This window comes from Pseudoalteromonas sp. B160 (assembly GCF_037162485.1).
Lineage (GTDB): Bacteria > Pseudomonadota > Gammaproteobacteria > Enterobacterales > Alteromonadaceae > Pseudoalteromonas > Pseudoalteromonas rhizosphaerae.
On the sequence record NZ_JARLUX010000001.1, the window covers coordinates 289,813 to 307,320 of the forward strand.

General features: G+C 41.5%; 8 protein-coding genes, 8 tRNA genes, 1 rRNA gene and 2 pseudogenes. 4 read left to right on the forward strand and 15 right to left on the reverse strand.

All coding sequences use genetic code 11. From position 1 onward, the window contains the following. Window positions 1-71: 71 nt before the first annotated feature. Window positions 72-1,613, reverse strand: a 16S ribosomal RNA gene (locus tag P4S61_RS01185). Window positions 1,614-2,219: 606 nt separating this feature from the next. Between P4S61_RS01185 and P4S61_RS01190 the strand changes: the two genes are divergently transcribed. Beyond that, on the forward strand, window positions 2,220-3,641 hold the full coding sequence (locus P4S61_RS01190; protein ID WP_149983426.1) for an alanine/glycine:cation symporter family protein: 1,422 nt from the start codon (window positions 2,220-2,222) through the stop codon (window positions 3,639-3,641). Window positions 3,642-4,572: 931 nt separating this feature from the next. On the opposite strand, the gene P4S61_RS01195 is transcribed toward P4S61_RS01190, so the two are convergent. From P4S61_RS01195 to P4S61_RS01250, 12 genes and pseudogenes are all read right to left on the reverse strand, one after another. Then, window positions 4,573-4,659: transfer RNA gene (locus P4S61_RS01195), tRNA-Leu, on the reverse strand. A 37-nt stretch (window positions 4,660-4,696) separates the two neighbouring features. After that, window positions 4,697-4,771: transfer RNA gene (locus tag P4S61_RS01200), tRNA-Cys, on the reverse strand. Window positions 4,772-4,789: 18 nt separating this feature from the next. Further along, a tRNA-Gly gene (locus tag P4S61_RS01205) sits at window positions 4,790-4,865 on the reverse strand. 150 nt (window positions 4,866-5,015) lie between these two features. Beyond that, window positions 5,016-5,102: transfer RNA gene (locus P4S61_RS01210), tRNA-Leu, on the reverse strand. A 39-nt stretch (window positions 5,103-5,141) separates the two neighbouring features. Then, window positions 5,142-5,217, reverse strand: a tRNA-Gly gene (locus P4S61_RS01215). A gap of 66 nt (window positions 5,218-5,283) precedes the next feature. Then, window positions 5,284-5,370 (reverse strand) — tRNA-Leu (locus tag P4S61_RS01220). 36 nt (window positions 5,371-5,406) lie between these two features. Then, window positions 5,407-5,479: transfer RNA gene (locus tag P4S61_RS01225), tRNA-Cys, on the reverse strand. Between the two features lie 26 nt (window positions 5,480-5,505). Beyond that, window positions 5,506-5,581 (reverse strand) — tRNA-Gly (locus P4S61_RS01230). 216 nt (window positions 5,582-5,797) lie between these two features. Continuing rightward, window positions 5,798-6,343: a CDP-diacylglycerol--glycerol-3-phosphate 3-phosphatidyltransferase gene (pgsA, locus tag P4S61_RS01235; protein ID WP_145242294.1), complete on the reverse strand. Its 546-nt coding sequence runs from the start codon at window positions 6,341-6,343 to the stop codon at window positions 5,798-5,800. 41 nt (window positions 6,344-6,384) lie between these two features. Then, a pseudogene (uvrC, locus tag P4S61_RS01240) lies at window positions 6,385-8,207 on the reverse strand (excinuclease ABC subunit UvrC). Between the two features lie 9 nt (window positions 8,208-8,216). Continuing rightward, window positions 8,217-8,867: a UvrY/SirA/GacA family response regulator transcription factor gene (gene uvrY, locus P4S61_RS01245; protein WP_016707677.1), complete on the reverse strand. Its 651-nt coding sequence runs from the start codon at window positions 8,865-8,867 to the stop codon at window positions 8,217-8,219. A gap of 108 nt (window positions 8,868-8,975) precedes the next feature. Then, window positions 8,976-10,126, reverse strand: a pseudogene (locus tag P4S61_RS01250) (dicarboxylate/amino acid:cation symporter). Window positions 10,127-10,547: 421 nt separating this feature from the next. Between P4S61_RS01250 and cysK the strand changes: the two are divergent. Together cysK and P4S61_RS01260 are read left to right on the forward strand one after the other, a co-directional pair. Continuing rightward, window positions 10,548-11,516 carry a cysteine synthase A gene (cysK, locus tag P4S61_RS01255; RefSeq protein ID WP_145242300.1) on the forward strand — a complete coding sequence of 323 codons (969 nt, stop codon included), beginning with the start codon at window positions 10,548-10,550 and terminating at the stop codon, window positions 11,514-11,516. A gap of 187 nt (window positions 11,517-11,703) precedes the next feature. Then, window positions 11,704-12,099, forward strand: coding sequence for a hypothetical protein (locus P4S61_RS01260; protein WP_392352533.1), 396 nt, complete (start codon window positions 11,704-11,706; stop codon window positions 12,097-12,099). A gap of 68 nt (window positions 12,100-12,167) precedes the next feature. Here the strand turns inward: P4S61_RS01260 and P4S61_RS01265 are convergent, their stop codons facing one another. Further along, window positions 12,168-14,444, reverse strand: coding sequence for an acyl-CoA dehydrogenase (locus P4S61_RS01265; RefSeq protein WP_145242304.1), 2,277 nt, complete (start codon window positions 14,442-14,444; stop codon window positions 12,168-12,170). A 180-nt stretch (window positions 14,445-14,624) separates the two neighbouring features. Between P4S61_RS01265 and P4S61_RS01270 the strand changes: the two genes are divergently transcribed. Continuing rightward, window positions 14,625-16,469, forward strand: a complete 1,845-nt coding sequence (locus P4S61_RS01270; RefSeq protein ID WP_182732229.1) for a M2 family metallopeptidase — start codon at window positions 14,625-14,627, stop codon at window positions 16,467-16,469. Window positions 16,470-16,555: 86 nt separating this feature from the next. Here P4S61_RS01270 and P4S61_RS01275 read toward each other — a convergent pair whose 3' ends face one another. Then, entirely contained in the window at window positions 16,556-17,350 is a 795-nt protein-coding gene (locus P4S61_RS01275) for a putative porin (protein ID WP_145242308.1), read from the reverse strand. Window positions 17,351-17,508 lie beyond the last annotated feature (158 nt).

The window sequence follows — 17,508 nt, forward strand, 5'->3', positions numbered from 1 at the left end:
ATCCCAAAGGGACACGCACTAATTAACAATCATCTGTGTGGACACTACGAACAAATAAGTTCTAAATCGTATAAGGAGGTGATCCAGCCCCAGGTTCCCCTAGGGCTACCTTGTTACGACTTCACCCCAGTCATGAATCACTCCGTGGTAAACGTCCTCCCGAGGGTTAGACTATCTACTTCTGGAGCAACCCACTCCCATGGTGTGACGGGCGGTGTGTACAAGGCCCGGGAACGTATTCACCGCGTCATTCTGATACGCGATTACTAGCGATTCCGACTTCATGGAGTCGAGTTGCAGACTCCAATCCGGACTACGACGCACTTTAAGTGATTCGCTTACTCTCGCGAGTTCGCAGCACTCTGTATGCGCCATTGTAGCACGTGTGTAGCCCTACACGTAAGGGCCATGATGACTTGACGTCGTCCCCACCTTCCTCCGGTTTATCACCGGCAGTCTCCTTAGAGTTCTCAGCATTACCTGCTAGCAACTAAGGATAGGGGTTGCGCTCGTTGCGGGACTTAACCCAACATCTCACAACACGAGCTGACGACAGCCATGCAGCACCTGTATCAGAGTTCCCGAAGGCACCAAACTATCTCTAGTAAGTTCTCTGTATGTCAAGTGTAGGTAAGGTTCTTCGCGTTGCATCGAATTAAACCACATGCTCCACCGCTTGTGCGGGCCCCCGTCAATTCATTTGAGTTTTAACCTTGCGGCCGTACTCCCCAGGCGGTCTACTTAATGCGTTAGCTTTGAAAAACAGAACCGAGGCTCCGAGCTTCTAGTAGACATCGTTTACGGCGTGGACTACCAGGGTATCTAATCCTGTTTGCTCCCCACGCTTTCGTACATGAGCGTCAGTGTTGACCCAGGTGGCTGCCTTCGCCATCGGTATTCCTTCAGATCTCTACGCATTTCACCGCTACACCTGAAATTCTACCACCCTCTATCACACTCTAGTTTGCCAGTTCGAAATGCAGTTCCCAGGTTGAGCCCGGGGCTTTCACATCTCGCTTAACAAACCGCCTGCGTACGCTTTACGCCCAGTAATTCCGATTAACGCTCGCACCCTCCGTATTACCGCGGCTGCTGGCACGGAGTTAGCCGGTGCTTCTTCTGTAAGTAACGTCACAGATAGCCTCTATTAAAGACTACCCTTTCCTCCTTACTGAAAGTGCTTTACAACCCGAAGGCCTTCTTCACACACGCGGCATGGCTGCATCAGGCTTGCGCCCATTGTGCAATATTCCCCACTGCTGCCTCCCGTAGGAGTCTGGGCCGTGTCTCAGTCCCAGTGTGGCTGATCATCCTCTCAAACCAGCTAGGGATCGTTGCCTTGGTAAGCCATTACCTTACCAACTAGCTAATCCCACTTGGGCTAATCTTTTGGCGTGAGGCCCGAAGGTCCCCCACTTTGGTCCGTAGACATTATGCGGTATTAGCAGTCGTTTCCAACTGTTGTCCCCCACCAAAAGGCATATTCCCAAGCATTACTCACCCGTCCGCCGCTCGTCAGCAAAGTAGCAAGCTACTTTCTGTTACCGCTCGACTTGCATGTGTTAGGCCTGCCGCCAGCGTTCAATCTGAGCCATGATCAAACTCTTCAATTAAAAGTTTTTTGTCTTTCGACAGCTCAATGAATTCTGAATTTATTTAATATCTTTCGATATTGAATTGACTGTGCCGAAGCAACTTATAAATAAGTTACTTCTGTTGGTCACTCAGTTTCAATTGAGACTCTAAATTTTTTGCCTTGCTTAGCGAACTAAGCTCGGATGTTAGAACTCAATCTGTACGAGTGCCCACACAGATGATTGCTTTATATTGTTAAAGAACGTTGCGGTTAAAGTTAAACTTTATCTCGCTAGGGCTGCGCATATTACGCTTCCCTATTTTTTTGTCAATACTTAATTTTAAACTTTCTTAATAATCTAAACTCAAGTTTTACTCGACTAACTGATTAACTCTTGCCTCGCTAAGCGTTGCTGTCTGCCGTCTCAGTGGGGTCGCATTATAGGGCGCGGCGAATTTTACGCAAGCGTTTTTATCATTAAATTCGCATTTATTTCATACCCTCAAGATACCCAAAAGAAACTGACACCTTACCCACAGAAGCCTGTGGATAACCTCGTTTTTTTCATCGTTTCACTAAACTATCTGCTTTGCTTATGGTAAGTTGCCCGCTGTTTTTTAAACTCGTTCATTAGGCATATAACATGATAGATATAATAAATAGTATTAGTGGGCTGCTTTGGGGTCATATTCTCGTCTACCTATTAATAGCGGCAGGACTCTTTTTTACTATTAAACTCAAGTTTATTCAATTTGTTCAATTCCCCCACATGATTAAAGTCATGTTCAATTCTCGTCAGTGTGATAAAAACGGTATTTCATCTTTTCAAGCTTTTTGTACTTCCTTAGCCGCACGTGTTGGTACCGGAAATATGGCTGGTGTTGCTGTTGCACTGTATTTAGGTGGTGCTGGGGCTATTTTCTGGATGTGGCTAATTGCCTTAATAGGTATGGCAACGAGTTTTGCAGAAAGTACTTTGGCTCAAGCTTATAAGATTCGTGATGAACATGGTAATTTCAGAGGAGGCCCTGCTTATTATATGGAATATGGTTTGGGTAAACGTTGGATGGGGGTGGTTTTCTCACTCTGTTTGATATTGGCATTTGGCCTAGTATTCAATGCAGTGCAATCTAACTCTATAGCCGCTGCATTTAAAGTCGCTTTTGACATTCCAAACTATGTTGTTGGTTTAGTACTAGTCGTTGGCTCTGGCATTATTATATTTGGTGGCCTGAAAACTATTTCTCGCTTTGCAGAGTTGGTTGTACCATTTATGGCATTAGCTTACTTACTTGTAGCTTTATATGTGTGCGCTATTAATGCAGAGCAATTACCGACTGTATTTATGCGTATTATTAATAGTGCCTTTGGAATTGAGCAAGCGGGTGCCGGTGCGATTGGTTATGGCGTTATGCAAGCAATGATCCAAGGAATAAAGCGCGGCTTATTCTCAAATGAAGCAGGTATGGGTAGCGCAGCAAATGCGGCAGCGACTGCGACGCCAAATCCGCCCCACCCTGCCTCACAAGGTTATGTGCAAATGCTTGGTGTATTTATTGATACGGTTGTTATATGTAGTGCAACAGCCGCGCTGATTTTGCTCTCTGATCAATTAGTAGCTGACTCAGGTGTAACTGGTATTGCATTAACTCAGGCTGCTCTTGAAGAACATGTTGGAAGCTGGGGCACAATCTTTGTTGCGATTGCTATATTATTCTTTGCTTTTACCTCAATTGTTGCTAACTATTCATACGCAGAAACTAATCTATTATTCTTAGAGCATAATCATGAGCATGGTATGTTGATCTTTAGACTTATAGTATTAGGTATGGTGATGTTTGGCTCTGTGAGTGAACTGGGGTTGATCTGGACCTTAGCTGATATTTCGATGGGCCTCATGGCAATCGTGAATGTTATCGCACTGTTTATGTTATCAGGCGTGGTGATCTGGCTTGCGAACGACTACACCACACAGCGCAAAGCTGGCAAATTACCAACATTTGATCCAACCAAAAATACTCAGCTTGATCAAACCATCCCGAAAGGGATTTGGCATAAAAAGTAAATAAGCTTATTTACAATCAAAGAGGGAGCCTATGTGCTCCCTTTTTTGATCAAAATAATAATGCCTTAGTAGTTATTCAGATTTGCTATCACAAGCGTCTAATATATTCATCGCTAAAGCGCGGCCCTTATTGAGTGCTTTATAAATCTGGCTACAGCTTCAACAATGCTTCAGCGAAGCGCCACACAGGAGTGTTGCTCTGAATCTATTGGGTATGCATGCGGCTGCAATTGGCATAGTGACGCTTTACTGTTCTCAGCATTGGCCATTTATCAAGCGTCACCACAAAAGTAAAGCCTGCTGCTTTTTATACCAATCTGTCAAATTATGTGATCTCAATTAGCGCACAGATACTTATCTACTTTTACTGAATTGAACTTAAAAGAATCCAAACAACTTTTAGTTTTATCACGTAAAGAGCCTAATGCAAGAAAACGCATACGCCTGCTTGATGTTTCATTATTCTTTGAGGGTGGAAACAGAACGAATATTGCTAAGCGGCCAAATACAGCACGCGGCAGTGTCAAAAATGGATTTCAAACTACCTTAACAATTGAGTTGAATACGACAACACTCTCTATCTGATCGTGTATTTAGTGGTTATGAAGAAATAGTCGAACAGGTTTCACAAGCGTGGAATAAATTCATCTCCGTCCCTGATACGGTTAAAATTATATGCTCTAGAGATTGGATCAAATTTTCTTAATCTTTATGCAGATTGGTATTAGTGTTAGTTAAGCTAATTTCTCTGGCATCAATCAACAAAGTGATTTGCGTATATTTTGGTATTAAGATTGTCCGTACGCGCTATGGATAAAAGTTAAACGCATACAAAAGCTATAAGGTGAAAGTTTAATTTAATAGATAGATAAGCAATTTTGGGTGTGTTTTTTACGCTGTAGGTATAAATGAAGTAATAGTGAAGATAAAGTGGTGCCCGAGGCCGGACTTGAACCGGCACGACTTGTTAGTCGAGGGATTTTAAATCCCTTGTGTCTACCAATTCCACCACTCGGGCATCGAGTTTGCTAATTAAAGCGTGTGGAGTAATTATTTGGAGGCGGAACCCGGAGTCGAACCGTGGGTAAACGGATTTGCAATCCGGTGCATGGCCACTCTGCCATTCCGCCTAAATGTAACAAATAATTTGGAGCGGCACACGAGGCTCGAACTCGTGACCTCGACCTTGGCAAGGTCGCGCTCTACCAACTGAGCTAGTGCCGCATAAAACTTTGTCAGTAATTTGTACGTTGGTGCGCGACTATGTCGCGGTAAACGTTCTGGCAACTGAGCTAGTGCCGCATAATTAGATATAATTCTTTGTAAGAAATATTTTTTATCGCCCTTAAATTACCTTGGTTGAGTAATTTAAAGTGGTGCCCGAGGCCGGACTTGAACCGGCACGACTTGTTAGTCGAGGGATTTTAAATCCCTTGTGTCTACCAATTCCACCACTCGGGCATCGAGTTTGCTATTTAAAGCAAGTGGATAAAACTAATATGGAGCGGCACACGAGGCTCGAACTCGTGACCTCGACCTTGGCAAGGTCGCGCTCTACCAACTGAGCTAGTGCCGCATCATATTAATTCTAATTACTACATTTTTAAAAGTTACATTTGGTATATGCAACTAAACCACAAAGTGGTGCCCGAGGCCGGACTTGAACCGGCACGACTTGTTAGTCGAGGGATTTTAAATCCCTTGTGTCTACCAATTCCACCACTCGGGCATCGAGTTTGCTAATTAAAGCGTGTGGAGTGTTGATTGGAGGCGGAACCCGAGTCGAACTGTGGTAAACGGATTTGCAATCCGGTGCATGGCCACTCTGCCATTCCGCCTCAATACTGGGTAACCTTTGATAAACTGGAGCGGCACACGAGGCTCGAACTCGTGACCTCGACCTTGGCAAGGTCGCGCTCTACCAACTGAGCTAGTGCCGCATAACGCATGTAAGTATTAATATGTTTCATCGCAACCTTGTCGCGGTAAAACATTCTAGCAACTTAACCAGTGTCACTTTGTTTATCTAGGGGGCTATGCCCTCTCAACACGGACGCATTCTACAGAGATTATTAAACGCGTCAATACAAAAAATGCTAGTTTTGAACTGTTTGATTATTTTTTATCTAAAACGGTGCGTTATTATACGTTTAGAGTCAATTTTTAGTCAATTCAGACCACGCTGCTATCAAATATTGCAGCATAGAAGTAACCGTTAAGAAGGTCGCAATGTAAAGTAAGCCATAACTTAAGTACATCATCCAACTATCGTATTGCCAAATGAGTCCAATAATAGCTAACATTTGCGCAGCAGTTTTAAACTTACCCATATTTGATACAGCTACATTACCACGCTTGCCTTGCTCTGCCATCCATTCTCGAAGTGCTGAGATAACAATTTCTCTGCTTATTATGATTAAAGCAGGAATAGTCATATACATTGATTGATAATAACTAGCTAAAGCAACCAATGCTGTACACACCATCACTTTATCAGCAACAGGATCTAAGAATGCACCAAATGGCGTAGACTGCTCAAGCTTGCGCGCTAGATAGCCATCAAGAATATCAGTGATCGATGCAAGCCAGAAAATAAAAGCTGCAGCAAAGAAAGCCCATGAATAAGGCAGATAAAATACCACCAAAAAAATGGGGATAAGAAAAAGTCTAAATGTTGTGAGTGTGTTTGGAATATTCCACATAACTACTTGGGGATGTCTTTTTTCTATATTCGCACGAAGGGCTAGCCCTTGTCATGCAAATGGTTAAATATCTTCTCAGCCATGTCAGAGCTGATCCCGGTACTTGCTTTAATTGATCTATATTAGCAGCTTTTACTCCCTGCATGCCCCCTAAAAATTTTAATAATGTTTGGCGTCGTACCGAGCCGATACCACCTATCTCTTCTAATAGTGATTGAGTGCGTTGTTTTTGCCGCTTATTACGGTGCCCTGCAATAGCAAAGCGATGTGATTCATCGCGAATATGTTGGATCAGATGTAGCGCTGGTGCGTCTGAATCCATTGGAATTGTTTTCCGACCACCATCAATTAATAGTGTTTCAAGGCCTGGCCTACGACTGGTGCCTTTTGCCACACCGACTAACAGCGGCATTTTTGCATGTGGCCAATTAGCAAAGTACTGCTCGGCACGAGAAAGTTGTCCTTTACCACCGTCGATAAAAATCACATCAGGAATTTTATCTTCGTCAACCAACTTGTTGTAACGCTTGTTTAACGCAAACTCCATTGCAGCATAATCATCACCTCCAGTGATCCCTGTGACATTAAAGCGTCGATATTCTTTATTATTCGGTCCTTGCGAATCAAACACCACACAACTGGCAACTGTGTTTTCTCCCATTGTATGGCTGATATCAAAACATTCCATACGATTAATATCATCAAGCCCTAACGTCGCTTTAAGTTGTGCGTAACGCTTATTAATCGAATCCTGAGTGCTTTGCTTCACGGTAATACTATTAAGCGCATTCTTATTAGCGAGCTGTAAGTATTGCGCACGCTCACCCCGTGTAACTGTTTTTAAAGTTACTTTGCGTTCACTCACTTGGCTTAATGCTTCACTGAGTACATCAATTTCATCAAGTGCAAATGGCAAAATAACTTCTTTAGCAATTCGCCCTGTTGCACCTGGCGCTAAATAATATTGCCCAAGAAATGAAGCCAGTATTTCTTGTGGCTGTGAATCTTTCGGTACTTTTGGAAAGTACGTTTTGCTACCGAGTACTTTATGATCGCGGATCATCAACAAATGAATGCCATTGAGGCCATTTAAATGAGCAAAACCCACAACATCCATTTCGGCATAATTACCTGATATCGATTGTTGCTCTTGCATTTTACGCAGTAGCATTATTTGATCGCGTACTTTAGCCGCTAGTTCAAATTGCAAAGCGTGGCTCGCAGCTTCCATTTTAGAGATCAACGCTGCGATGACTTCATGAGATTTGCCAGTCAAAAATTTACGTACAAAATCAACTTGCTGATTGTATTCATCGTCACTCACTTCATTCACGCAGGGTGCAGAACAACGTTTTAGCTGAAATTGCAAACAAGGTCGGCTGCGAACGCGATAATACGCATCTTCACATTGACGAACAGGAAATATTTTCTGCATTAACCGCAAACTTTCAGAGACAGCCCCAGCGCTTGGAAATGGCCCAAAATACTCGCCTTTTACTTTGCGGCTACCGCGATGAAATGCAAGTCTTGGATGTTTATGAGCAGTTAATAAAATATACGGATAGGATTTATCATCACGCAGTAAAATATTGTAACGTGGCTGATATTTTTTTATTAAGTTATTTTCAAGCAGTAAAGCTTCGGTTTCAGTATTGGTTAAAGTGATGTCAATATCACTAATGTTACTGACTAAAGCGCGAGTCTTGCCATCCGTGACATTGCTACGAAAATAGCTACTAACACGTTTTTTAAGGTTTTTAGCTTTACCAACATAAATAACTTTATCATCACTATCAAGCATCCGATAAACGCCGGGTTCGCTTGATAGTGTTTTTAAGAAATGGGCGTGATCAAATTCTGCCATGGGGCAACACTAGTGGGCGCTGTCGATGTCGATCATCTTATGACGAATAGCCAAATGAGTTAATTCAACATCACCACCCACATTCAGCTTTTCAAACATTCTATAGCGATAGCTGTTCACTGTTTTAGAACTTAAATTAAGGCGTTCGGCAATGTCTTGTACTTTTTCACCTTTAGTGATCATTAACATGATCTGTAATTCACGTTCAGATAAACTCTGAAATGGACTTTCATCAGTACGACCCGTCACTTGCGCAAGGGCAATTTGTTGAGCTATTTCTGGTGCAATATAGCGTTGCCCTGCATTTACTGCGCGAATTGCATTAACCATTTCATCAGAGCCCGCCCCTTTGGTTAAGTAACCATGAGCGCCAATTTGCATCACTTTACTTGGGAATGGGTCTTCACAATGTACTGTTAGTACAATAATTTTCACATCAGGGCAATAGCGACAAATTTTCTTGGTCGCTTCTAATCCGCCAATACCTGGCATATTCATGTCCATTAGCACAATATCAGGAGAATGCTGACGGCAAAATTGTACCGCTTCTTCACCTGTTTTAGCTTCACCAATTACTTTAAACCCACGAACATCATCTAAAATACGTTTGATACCCGTTCGTACGAGCTCATGGTCATCAACTAAAAGTACATTAATCAATGGGACACCCTCATATAACCTAATAGCACGTCAATATGACAATTTAATTGGTCACACTAACACAGAAAATCTGAAACGATAACTCAATTATCGTTTCAGATAACTAATTTAAGATGGCGTTTTTTCACTGAAGCGGTCAACCCACAAAGCAATTACACCATCACCGGTAACATTACAGGCTGTACCAAAACTATCCTGAGCCAAATAAAGCGCTATCATTAACGCCACAGCACCTTCATTGAAACCGAGCATACTGGTTAACAACCCCAGCGCAGACATGACAGCTCCGCCCGAGCACCCGGTGCGGCAATCATTACCACACCTAGCATCATAATAAACGGCAACATCCCAAATAATGATGGTACATCCATGTTTGGTGATAAAAACATCACCGCCATCGCGCAAGTTACGATAGTGATCGTTGAGCCAGATAGATGAATAGTCGCACACAAAGGTACAGTAAAGTTAGCAACATCTTCTTTTACATTATTTGCTTTGCTTGAGCGTAAAGACACTGGAATAGTCGCAGCGCTTGACATAGTGCCTAAGGCTGTAAAGTAAGCTGGGAGCATATTTTTAATTAATTCAACTGGGTTGCGTTTTAATAAGATACCCGTACCGATATAAAGAATAGTCAACCATACCCAATGCATGATTAATGCAGCAATCAACACCACACCAAACGTTTGTAAGGTATCAACAACAGTGCCTGCAACTGTCATCTCAGCAAACACACCTGCAATATAAAACGGTAATGCTGGAATAATAACTTTTGCTAGCAAACCATCAATCACATCGCGGCCCTGATCCGATACTTTTTTCAAGGTCTCTAGCTCTAATTGGCTCATACCGATACCAAACACAAACGCTGTGGCAAGCGCGGTCATAACACCCATCAATGGTGGGATCTCTAAATCAATAAAACTTGCCACTTCGGTTGCTATTTCAGCTTCAAAGGTTAAACCGCCATCAAATAACGGAATAATTGCACTAACAACCATCACAGCTAATGTGCCTGCAATAATGGTCGAACCGTAGGCGAAACCAACGGTTTTACCTAACAAATGGCCTGAACCTTTTGGTAAACCTGCAATTCCTGATGCTATAAAAAATAAAATAATTAGTGGAATAGTAAAAGTGATCAGCTGACCAATTATTTCTTTTACCGTGTAAAGGAGTTCAACACCTGTTAGTGGAACATATAAGCCCACTAAAATACCGGCCAATATACCGGCAATTAATTTTAAGATTAACGTCATTGTCATCACTTCATAAATTTTGATGGGTGAGGTTTTAGCATGTTTTTAATTATATGTATCATAAAACCGCTCAACAACAGCCTGTTTGCACAAAATACAATCACTTTTAGCGTTAAACGCCCGTCTAATTTGTTCATTATAATATCAACTAGGCAATTCATTATGATCTAGCGCATATAAATTTTGGTCAGTATTTGTATCCCTGATAATCCTATGTCAGCATAACTGATAGTATTTTTGTCTTAATAACTATACTTACAAGCAGTCGCTGTTTTTATTTCATTCAGTTATAAGCCGAATAAATATATCTTATAGCCAAACTTTACTTTAGTTTTTTTAATTCAGCAGTAAAGTGTCACTATTACAGAACGATTACATAAAAATCGGTCACGATTGAATAAATTGCACCTAAGGGAACATTATGTCTACTATTTTTGAAGATAACTCACTCAGTATTGGTAACACACCGTTAGTAAAACTAAACCGTGTAACGACAGGTAATGTTTTTGCTAAAATAGAATCTCGTAATCCTAGCTTTAGCATTAAATGCCGTATTGGTGCATCAATGATCTGGGAAGCTGAAAAATCAGGTGAGCTGACTAAAGATAAAGAGCTGATTGAACCAACTTCAGGTAACACAGGTATCGCTTTGGCGTTTGTTGCGGCCTCGCGTGGATACAAACTTACGCTTACAATGCCAAACACCATGAGTCTTGAACGTCGTAAGTTACTAAAAGCATTAGGTGCTAATTTAGTATTAACAGATGGTGCTAAAGGTATGAACGGTGCGATAGCTAAGGCAAAGGAAATTCAAGCATCAGCCCCTGAAAAGTTTATTTTATTACAACAATTCGAAAACCCTGCAAACCCTAAAATTCACTTTGAAACAACAGGCCCAGAAATCTTTAATGCATTAGATGGAAAAGTTGATTTCTTTGTGGCTGGTGTGGGTACTGGAGGTACAATTACTGGTGTCAGCCGTTATTTGAAACTTGAAAAAGGCCTTAATGTAAAGTCAATCGCTGTTGAACCAACTAATTCGCCAGTGATCAGCCAAACACTCGCGGGTGAAGAAATTAAACCTGGGCCACATAAAATTCAAGGTATTGGCGCAGGCTTTATTCCTGGTAATTTAGACCTATCAATGATCGATGGTGTAGAGCAAGTGTCTAATGAAGAATGTATAGCAATGGCTCATGAGCTGATGAAAAAAGAAGGTATATTAGTTGGTATTTCATCTGGCGCTGCGGTTGTTGCAGCAAAGCGCATTGCGGAGTTACCTGAAAATGCAGGTAAAAATGTCGTAGTAATTTTACCTAGTGCAACTGAGCGTTATTTATCAAGCCCACTTTTTGCTGAAGAGTTTTCAGAGCAAGAGCTGGTTCAATAAGTTTAAATAGCTTTTGAAAAAGGATGCAAACTGCATCCTTTTTTATTATTTATTGCATTCACATCACTAATTCTTACCGTAAACTTTACATCTGTCGCATTTCGTCACACACTAAATCATCACTAATAAATCTATTTATCTAATGAAATCATTTATAACTCTTTGCACTGCTACATTTTTACTGCTAATGAGCGGCTGTGGAAATGAAGATTCACCAAAAGGTGAAAAAAATACTCCAGGAAATAGCGCTGCACTATTTTTTGATACGCTTTATAACGAAAACGACCTAAGCAAAGCCAGTACTATGGCCACACCTAAAATGGCGCGGATCATGAACTCTTACGGCACCTCAAAACAATTTGCCCGCAATTTAGTCAACATGCAATACGATGATGTAGTAATTGAAGTTGATATGACTAATATGAGTTTAAGAGAACAATATGGCGATACAGCCAATATCAACCTTATTTTCACAGGCCACTTCAATGGGAATAAAGTTGATGATATGCGCAGCGTAAAAATGGTGCGTAAAAAAGGCAATTGGTACGTTGATAAAATCAATGCCGATCCATTTGCACGCTAACGCTTTATATTAAATATTTAGACCACTTAACAAGCCTTGCTCGCAGCAAGGCTTGTTAGTTTTCGCTATTACAGTTCACCTGGCTGATAATTATCTACCGCAATAGCCTGTTTGCGTAGGTTATTTGCAGCATGTAGCTTTTCGCCTTGCTCATCAGTTATTAACTGTTTTTCAAGCGCACTGTCGATTGCAGTTGCTATATCAGCATTACGGTTAAGTGTGCCGTCACGTTGCCATTTCTTCAATCGTTTGAAGGCGGCGCTGGTATCATGCATCGCTATAAATGCATTCTCCATCACACCAGTACCCGCTTTATCATCCACATAACATAAATGAGTTAAGCGGTTTCTAAATACCCCTGGTTGCGTCATATGCTCACAAATTGTTTGTGCAAGTTCATCACTTGGGCGCTGGTAATGATTACCAAGCGGAAATACAATACGTTTTAGGATGAAGTTAATAACCGGGTTTGAAAAGTTTTTGAAAAAACCGTCAAATGCTTGGCCAATTTCAAACAGTGACAATTCAACCGCATATTTTACGAACGGAAGATCAGCTTGTTGACGCCCCTCGTCTTCAAAACGTTTTAATACACAAGATGCTAAGTATAAGTGGCTTAAGACATCCCCTAAACGCGCTGAAATCATCTCTTTACGTTTAAGCTCACCACCAAGTACTAACATTGCCACATCAGTGCTAAAGGCAAGTCCTCGGCTCATACGCCCTAATTGCTTATAATATGAAGCAGTCTCACCACAAACGGGCGATTTTGCAAAATAGCTTCGCGTTAATCCATGTATAAAAGCCATACTCGCATTAGTAGCGGCAAATAAAATATGCTGCAGTAATAATGAATCAAATTCTTTTAACGCGAGATCGTCATCTTCCATTGCTGCGGCTTCCATTTCTTTGAGTACAAATGGGTGGCAACGAGTTGCACCTTGACCGAAGATCATCAGATTACGGGTTAATATATTCGCCCCTTCAACGGTAATTGATACTGGAATGCCCATATAACCGTGCGCTAAATAGTTATTTGGCCCCACTTGGATCCCCTTACCTGAATGAATGTCCATAGCATCATTCATTACCGTACGGCCCATCTCTGTCATATGATATTTGGCAATCGCAGTCACCACTGATGGGCTTAATTTTAAATCAATGGCTCCGGCAGTCATTAAGCGGCATGATTCAAGACTATAGGTTAGTCCACCAATGCGAGCCAGCGCCTCTTGCACGCCTTCAAACTGCCCGATAGAAACACCAAATTGTTGACGTACCATTGCATAGGCCGATGTCATACGGGCACATAAATGCCCTGTTGCACTGCTCAATGCTGGTAATGAAATACCGCGCCCGGCACTTAAGCACTCAACCAACATCCGCCAACCTCGTCCTGCCCCTTTTTGACCGCCAATGATCCAATCAAGAGGAATAAATACATCTTTACCGTAGGTTGTGCCATTCATAAACGCCATATTCAATGGATAATGGCGCTCCCCCGTTTCCACACCAGGGTGATCTGTTGGGATCAGCGCACAGGTTATACCTAGCTCTTTATGTTTACCAAGTAATCCATCGGGATCATACATTTTAAAAGCAAGTCCAAGAACCGTTGCTACGGGTGCAAGCGTAATATAGCGTTTTGACCAATTTAATCGTAAGCCTACAACTTCTTGGCCTTCAAACTCACCCTTACAAACTACGCCAGAGTCAGGAATACTGCCAGCATCAGAGCCGGCTTCAGGGCCTGTTAGAGCAAAACACGGCACATCATCCCCCTTCGCAAGTGAAGGTAACCAGCGCTCTTGCTGCTCTTTTGTACCATAATGTAATAGTAATTCCCCAGGGCCTAAGCTATTGGGCACCATCACGGTCACTGCTGCTGTTAAGCTTTTAGTGGCGATTTTAGCTACAATGGTTGAGTTTGCGATTGCTGAAAACTGGCGTCCGCCAAATTTCTCGGGAATGATCAGCGCAAAGAAACCTTGGGTCTTTAGGTAATCCCATACTTCTTTTGGCAAGTCTTTATCTTTTTGCACAATGTGATAGTCATCAAGCATCGCCAACAGTGTTTCCACTTCATTGTCTAAAAATATTCGCTCTTTTTCGCTCAACTCTGGCTTTGGGTAGCTGTGAAGTAATTGCCAATCAGGATTGCCACTAAATAGTTCTCCATCCCACCACACGTCGCCCGCTTCCATCGCTTCACGCTCAGTTTGCGAAAGCGGCGGTAATACCTTTTTAAACATTTTAAATGTCGGGCGGCTGACGAGATTTAAGCGGATATCTTTAACCGCAAAAATAACTATCACCAACACCAGTAACAAAATAAACACTGACATGGAAACTATCCTTATTAATTAATAAAACAGATTGACTTAATTATGACCGATCCTTTAATAAATACAATGCCACTATAAACTCGCATGGCCTGAGCTTAAGAGTCGGTTATTGATAAACTTTGCCTAACACATAGACGCTGCTATCATCCTACACGATAAATAACAAATATAAGGACCAACATGACTACTCCACATTTTAAGCTCAGTTTGAGCGCAATAATGGTTGCCAGCACATTAGCATTGAGCGGCTGTAACCAAGAAGCCACTAACACAGTAACTCAAGTTGCAAGCCCTGCGCCGGTAACTGCAAAAGACGCGCAAGCCTTTTTAGATACAACAGAGCAAGAGCTCAGTGCTTTATATCTAGAATCAAGTCGCGCGGAATGGATTTACGCTAACTTTATAACGCATGATACATCAGCCCTATCAGCTGAAGTAAATCGTAAAATGACCGAAGCGGTGGTTCGCCTTGCTAACGAAGCTGCACAGTTTGACTCTCTCGAACTTGATTATGACGCACGTCGTAAACTCGACAAATTAAAACTGGCACTGACTTTACCTGCCCCACAAGATGCAGAAAAAACAGCAAAACTATCACAGCTTGTGGCTGAACTTGGCGGTATATATGGTAAAGGTAAATATTGTAAAGACGATGGCAGCTGTTTAAGCCTAGGTGATATGACTGCAACAATGGCCACCAGCCGTGATTACAACGAACTGCTTGATTTATGGCAAGGTTGGCGCCAGGTATCAAAACCAATGCGTCCACTGTATGAACAACAAGTTGTATTAACCAATGAAGGCGCTAAAGAGCTTGGTTATGCAGACACTGGTGCAATGTGGCGTAGTAAGTATGATATGCCAGCAGATGATTTTGCCAAAGAACTTGATCGTATTTGGGGGCAAGTAAAACCATTATATGATTCGCTGCATTGTCATGTTCGTGCCAAGTTAGGTGAAAAATACGGTGAAGACAAAGTACCCCAAGACCAACCTATCCCAGCGCATTTATTAGGTAATATGTGGGCGCAATCGTGGGGCAACATTTATGATGTAGTCGCACCTGAAAATGCCGATCCTGGTTATGATGTAACCGCATTATTAGCCGAGCATAACTACGATGAACTTAAAATGGTACGCGGCGCTGAAAAATTTTTCACCTCAATGGGATTTGCACCTTTACCTGACACCTTTTACCAACGTTCGTTATTCACTAAACCTGCCGATCGTGATGTACAGTGCCATGCTTCAGCGTGGAATATAGATAGTAAAGACGATTTACGCATTAAAATGTGTATTCAGCGTACTGGTGAAGAATTCTCAGTTATTCACCATGAGTTAGGTCACAACTTTTATCAACGCGCTTACAATACCCAACCGCTTTATTATCAAGAAAGTGCTAACGACGGTTTCCACGAAGCCATTGGCGATACTATTGCGCTCTCGGTAACACCTGGTTACTTAAAAGAAATTGGTTTATTAGAGCAAGTGCCTGATGAATCGAAAGACATTGGCTTACTGATGAAAATGGCGCTAGATAAAGTAGCGTTTATTCCATTTGGTTTACTTGTGGACCAATGGCGTTGGCAAGTATTTTCAGGTGCAGTAACCCCTGAAAACTACAATAAGGCATGGTGGGAATTACGTGAAAAATACCAAGGTGTAAAAGCACCTATCACACGAAGCGAAGCTGACTTTGATCCAGGTGCAAAATATCATGTGCCAGGTAATACACCATATACACGTTACTTCTTAGCGCATATTTTACAGTTTGATTTCCACCGTAGTTTATGTGAAATAGCAGGTAACAAAGAAGCCATTCATCGCTGCTCAGTATACAACTCTAAAGAAGCAGGTGAAAAACTCAATGCTATGCTAGAAATGGGTTCAAGCCGCCCTTGGCAAGAAGCATTAGCCACCGTAACAGGTAAACCTGAAATGGATGCAACAGCCCTACTTGATTACTTTGCGCCACTGCAAAAATACCTTGATGAGCAAAATAAAGGCCGACAATGTGGTTGGTAAGTAAACTTAGTTAAATAACAAAAATGCAAAAGCCCGCTCAATTGAGCGGGCTTTTTTAGTATTGCAGTACTAGTATTACAGTTTGATTAGAACTGTAAGCTTACATTTGCAAAGTAAGCGTCATAACCAGAATCATCCCAGTTATTGCCGTAACCAGCTTTTAAGCCAACATTTTTGTTGAAGAAATGTTGAGCACCAAAAGTGTAATCATCGTTTTTATTAAATGTAACAAACGCTGATGTCGCTTTAGTGAAGTAGTAATTAGAACCTAATTCCCATGAACTACCACTGTCGTCAGTATCTGAAATAGTACCTTCAACAGTTAGGTAGTTACCTTGCTTAAGATCCATGAAGTATTTAGCGTTCACAGCGCGGTAATCAAACTCGTCATCAGATGTTACAGTGAAACCGATGTAATCTGTGCTATTAAGTTTATGATCATAAGCAAGATCAAATATTACTGAATTTTCGCCATCTTCAACGTCAATGAATGTCGCTTTTAATAATAAATTTGGATTAAAAAAGTAACCTGCTGATACATTAAATACGTCTTTGCTTGAAACAGAATCAACATCAAGGTTGCTATATTGAGCACCTACCACAAAATTTTCAACAAAGTACTCACCACCGATAGTTGTTACATCGCTAAAGTCATTATCAATGTATGAACCATATACGTTGGTTTGCTTGTTAATATACTCAAATTGATCGTAAGGACCTAATGTTGCTTTTGGTGAGAAGTAATATTTTGAATCAACACTAACTGTGTCGTTGCCATCGGTATCCATATATCCTAAATGGCTGATTGACTGATAGTTATCCGCAGCAGTCGCGGCACTAGAAAGAAGAATACTCGAAATAATAACTGCTAATTTTTTCATAAAAAGATTTCCCTATTTTACATTGTTTTATTGCTACAAGGTTTAACGTTTAACCGGTTGGTTAAGACGGGGCACATCCTAACGCGAGTAAACTGAATTGAAACTTAACTAAGTGCTTGTATTTTATTATAAAAATGTAAGTGGATGTAAGGAAATGT

Coding starts and splice junctions, on each gene's coding strand:
- P4S61_RS01265 (WP_145242304.1), bottom strand. CDS start 14,444: ATGTCAGTGTTTATTTTGTTACTGGTGTTGGTGATAGTTATTTTTGCG.
- pgsA (WP_145242294.1), bottom strand. CDS start 6,343: ATGTGGAATATTCCAAACACACTCACAACATTTAGACTTTTTCTTATC.
- P4S61_RS01275 (WP_145242308.1), bottom strand. CDS start 17,350: ATGAAAAAATTAGCAGTTATTATTTCGAGTATTCTTCTTTCTAGTGCC.
- P4S61_RS01260 (WP_392352533.1), top strand. CDS start 11,704: ATGAGCGGCTGTGGAAATGAAGATTCACCAAAAGGTGAAAAAAATACT.
- P4S61_RS01190 (WP_149983426.1), top strand. CDS start 2,220: ATGATAGATATAATAAATAGTATTAGTGGGCTGCTTTGGGGTCATATT.
- cysK (WP_145242300.1), top strand. CDS start 10,548: ATGTCTACTATTTTTGAAGATAACTCACTCAGTATTGGTAACACACCG.
- P4S61_RS01270 (WP_182732229.1), top strand. CDS start 14,625: ATGACTACTCCACATTTTAAGCTCAGTTTGAGCGCAATAATGGTTGCC.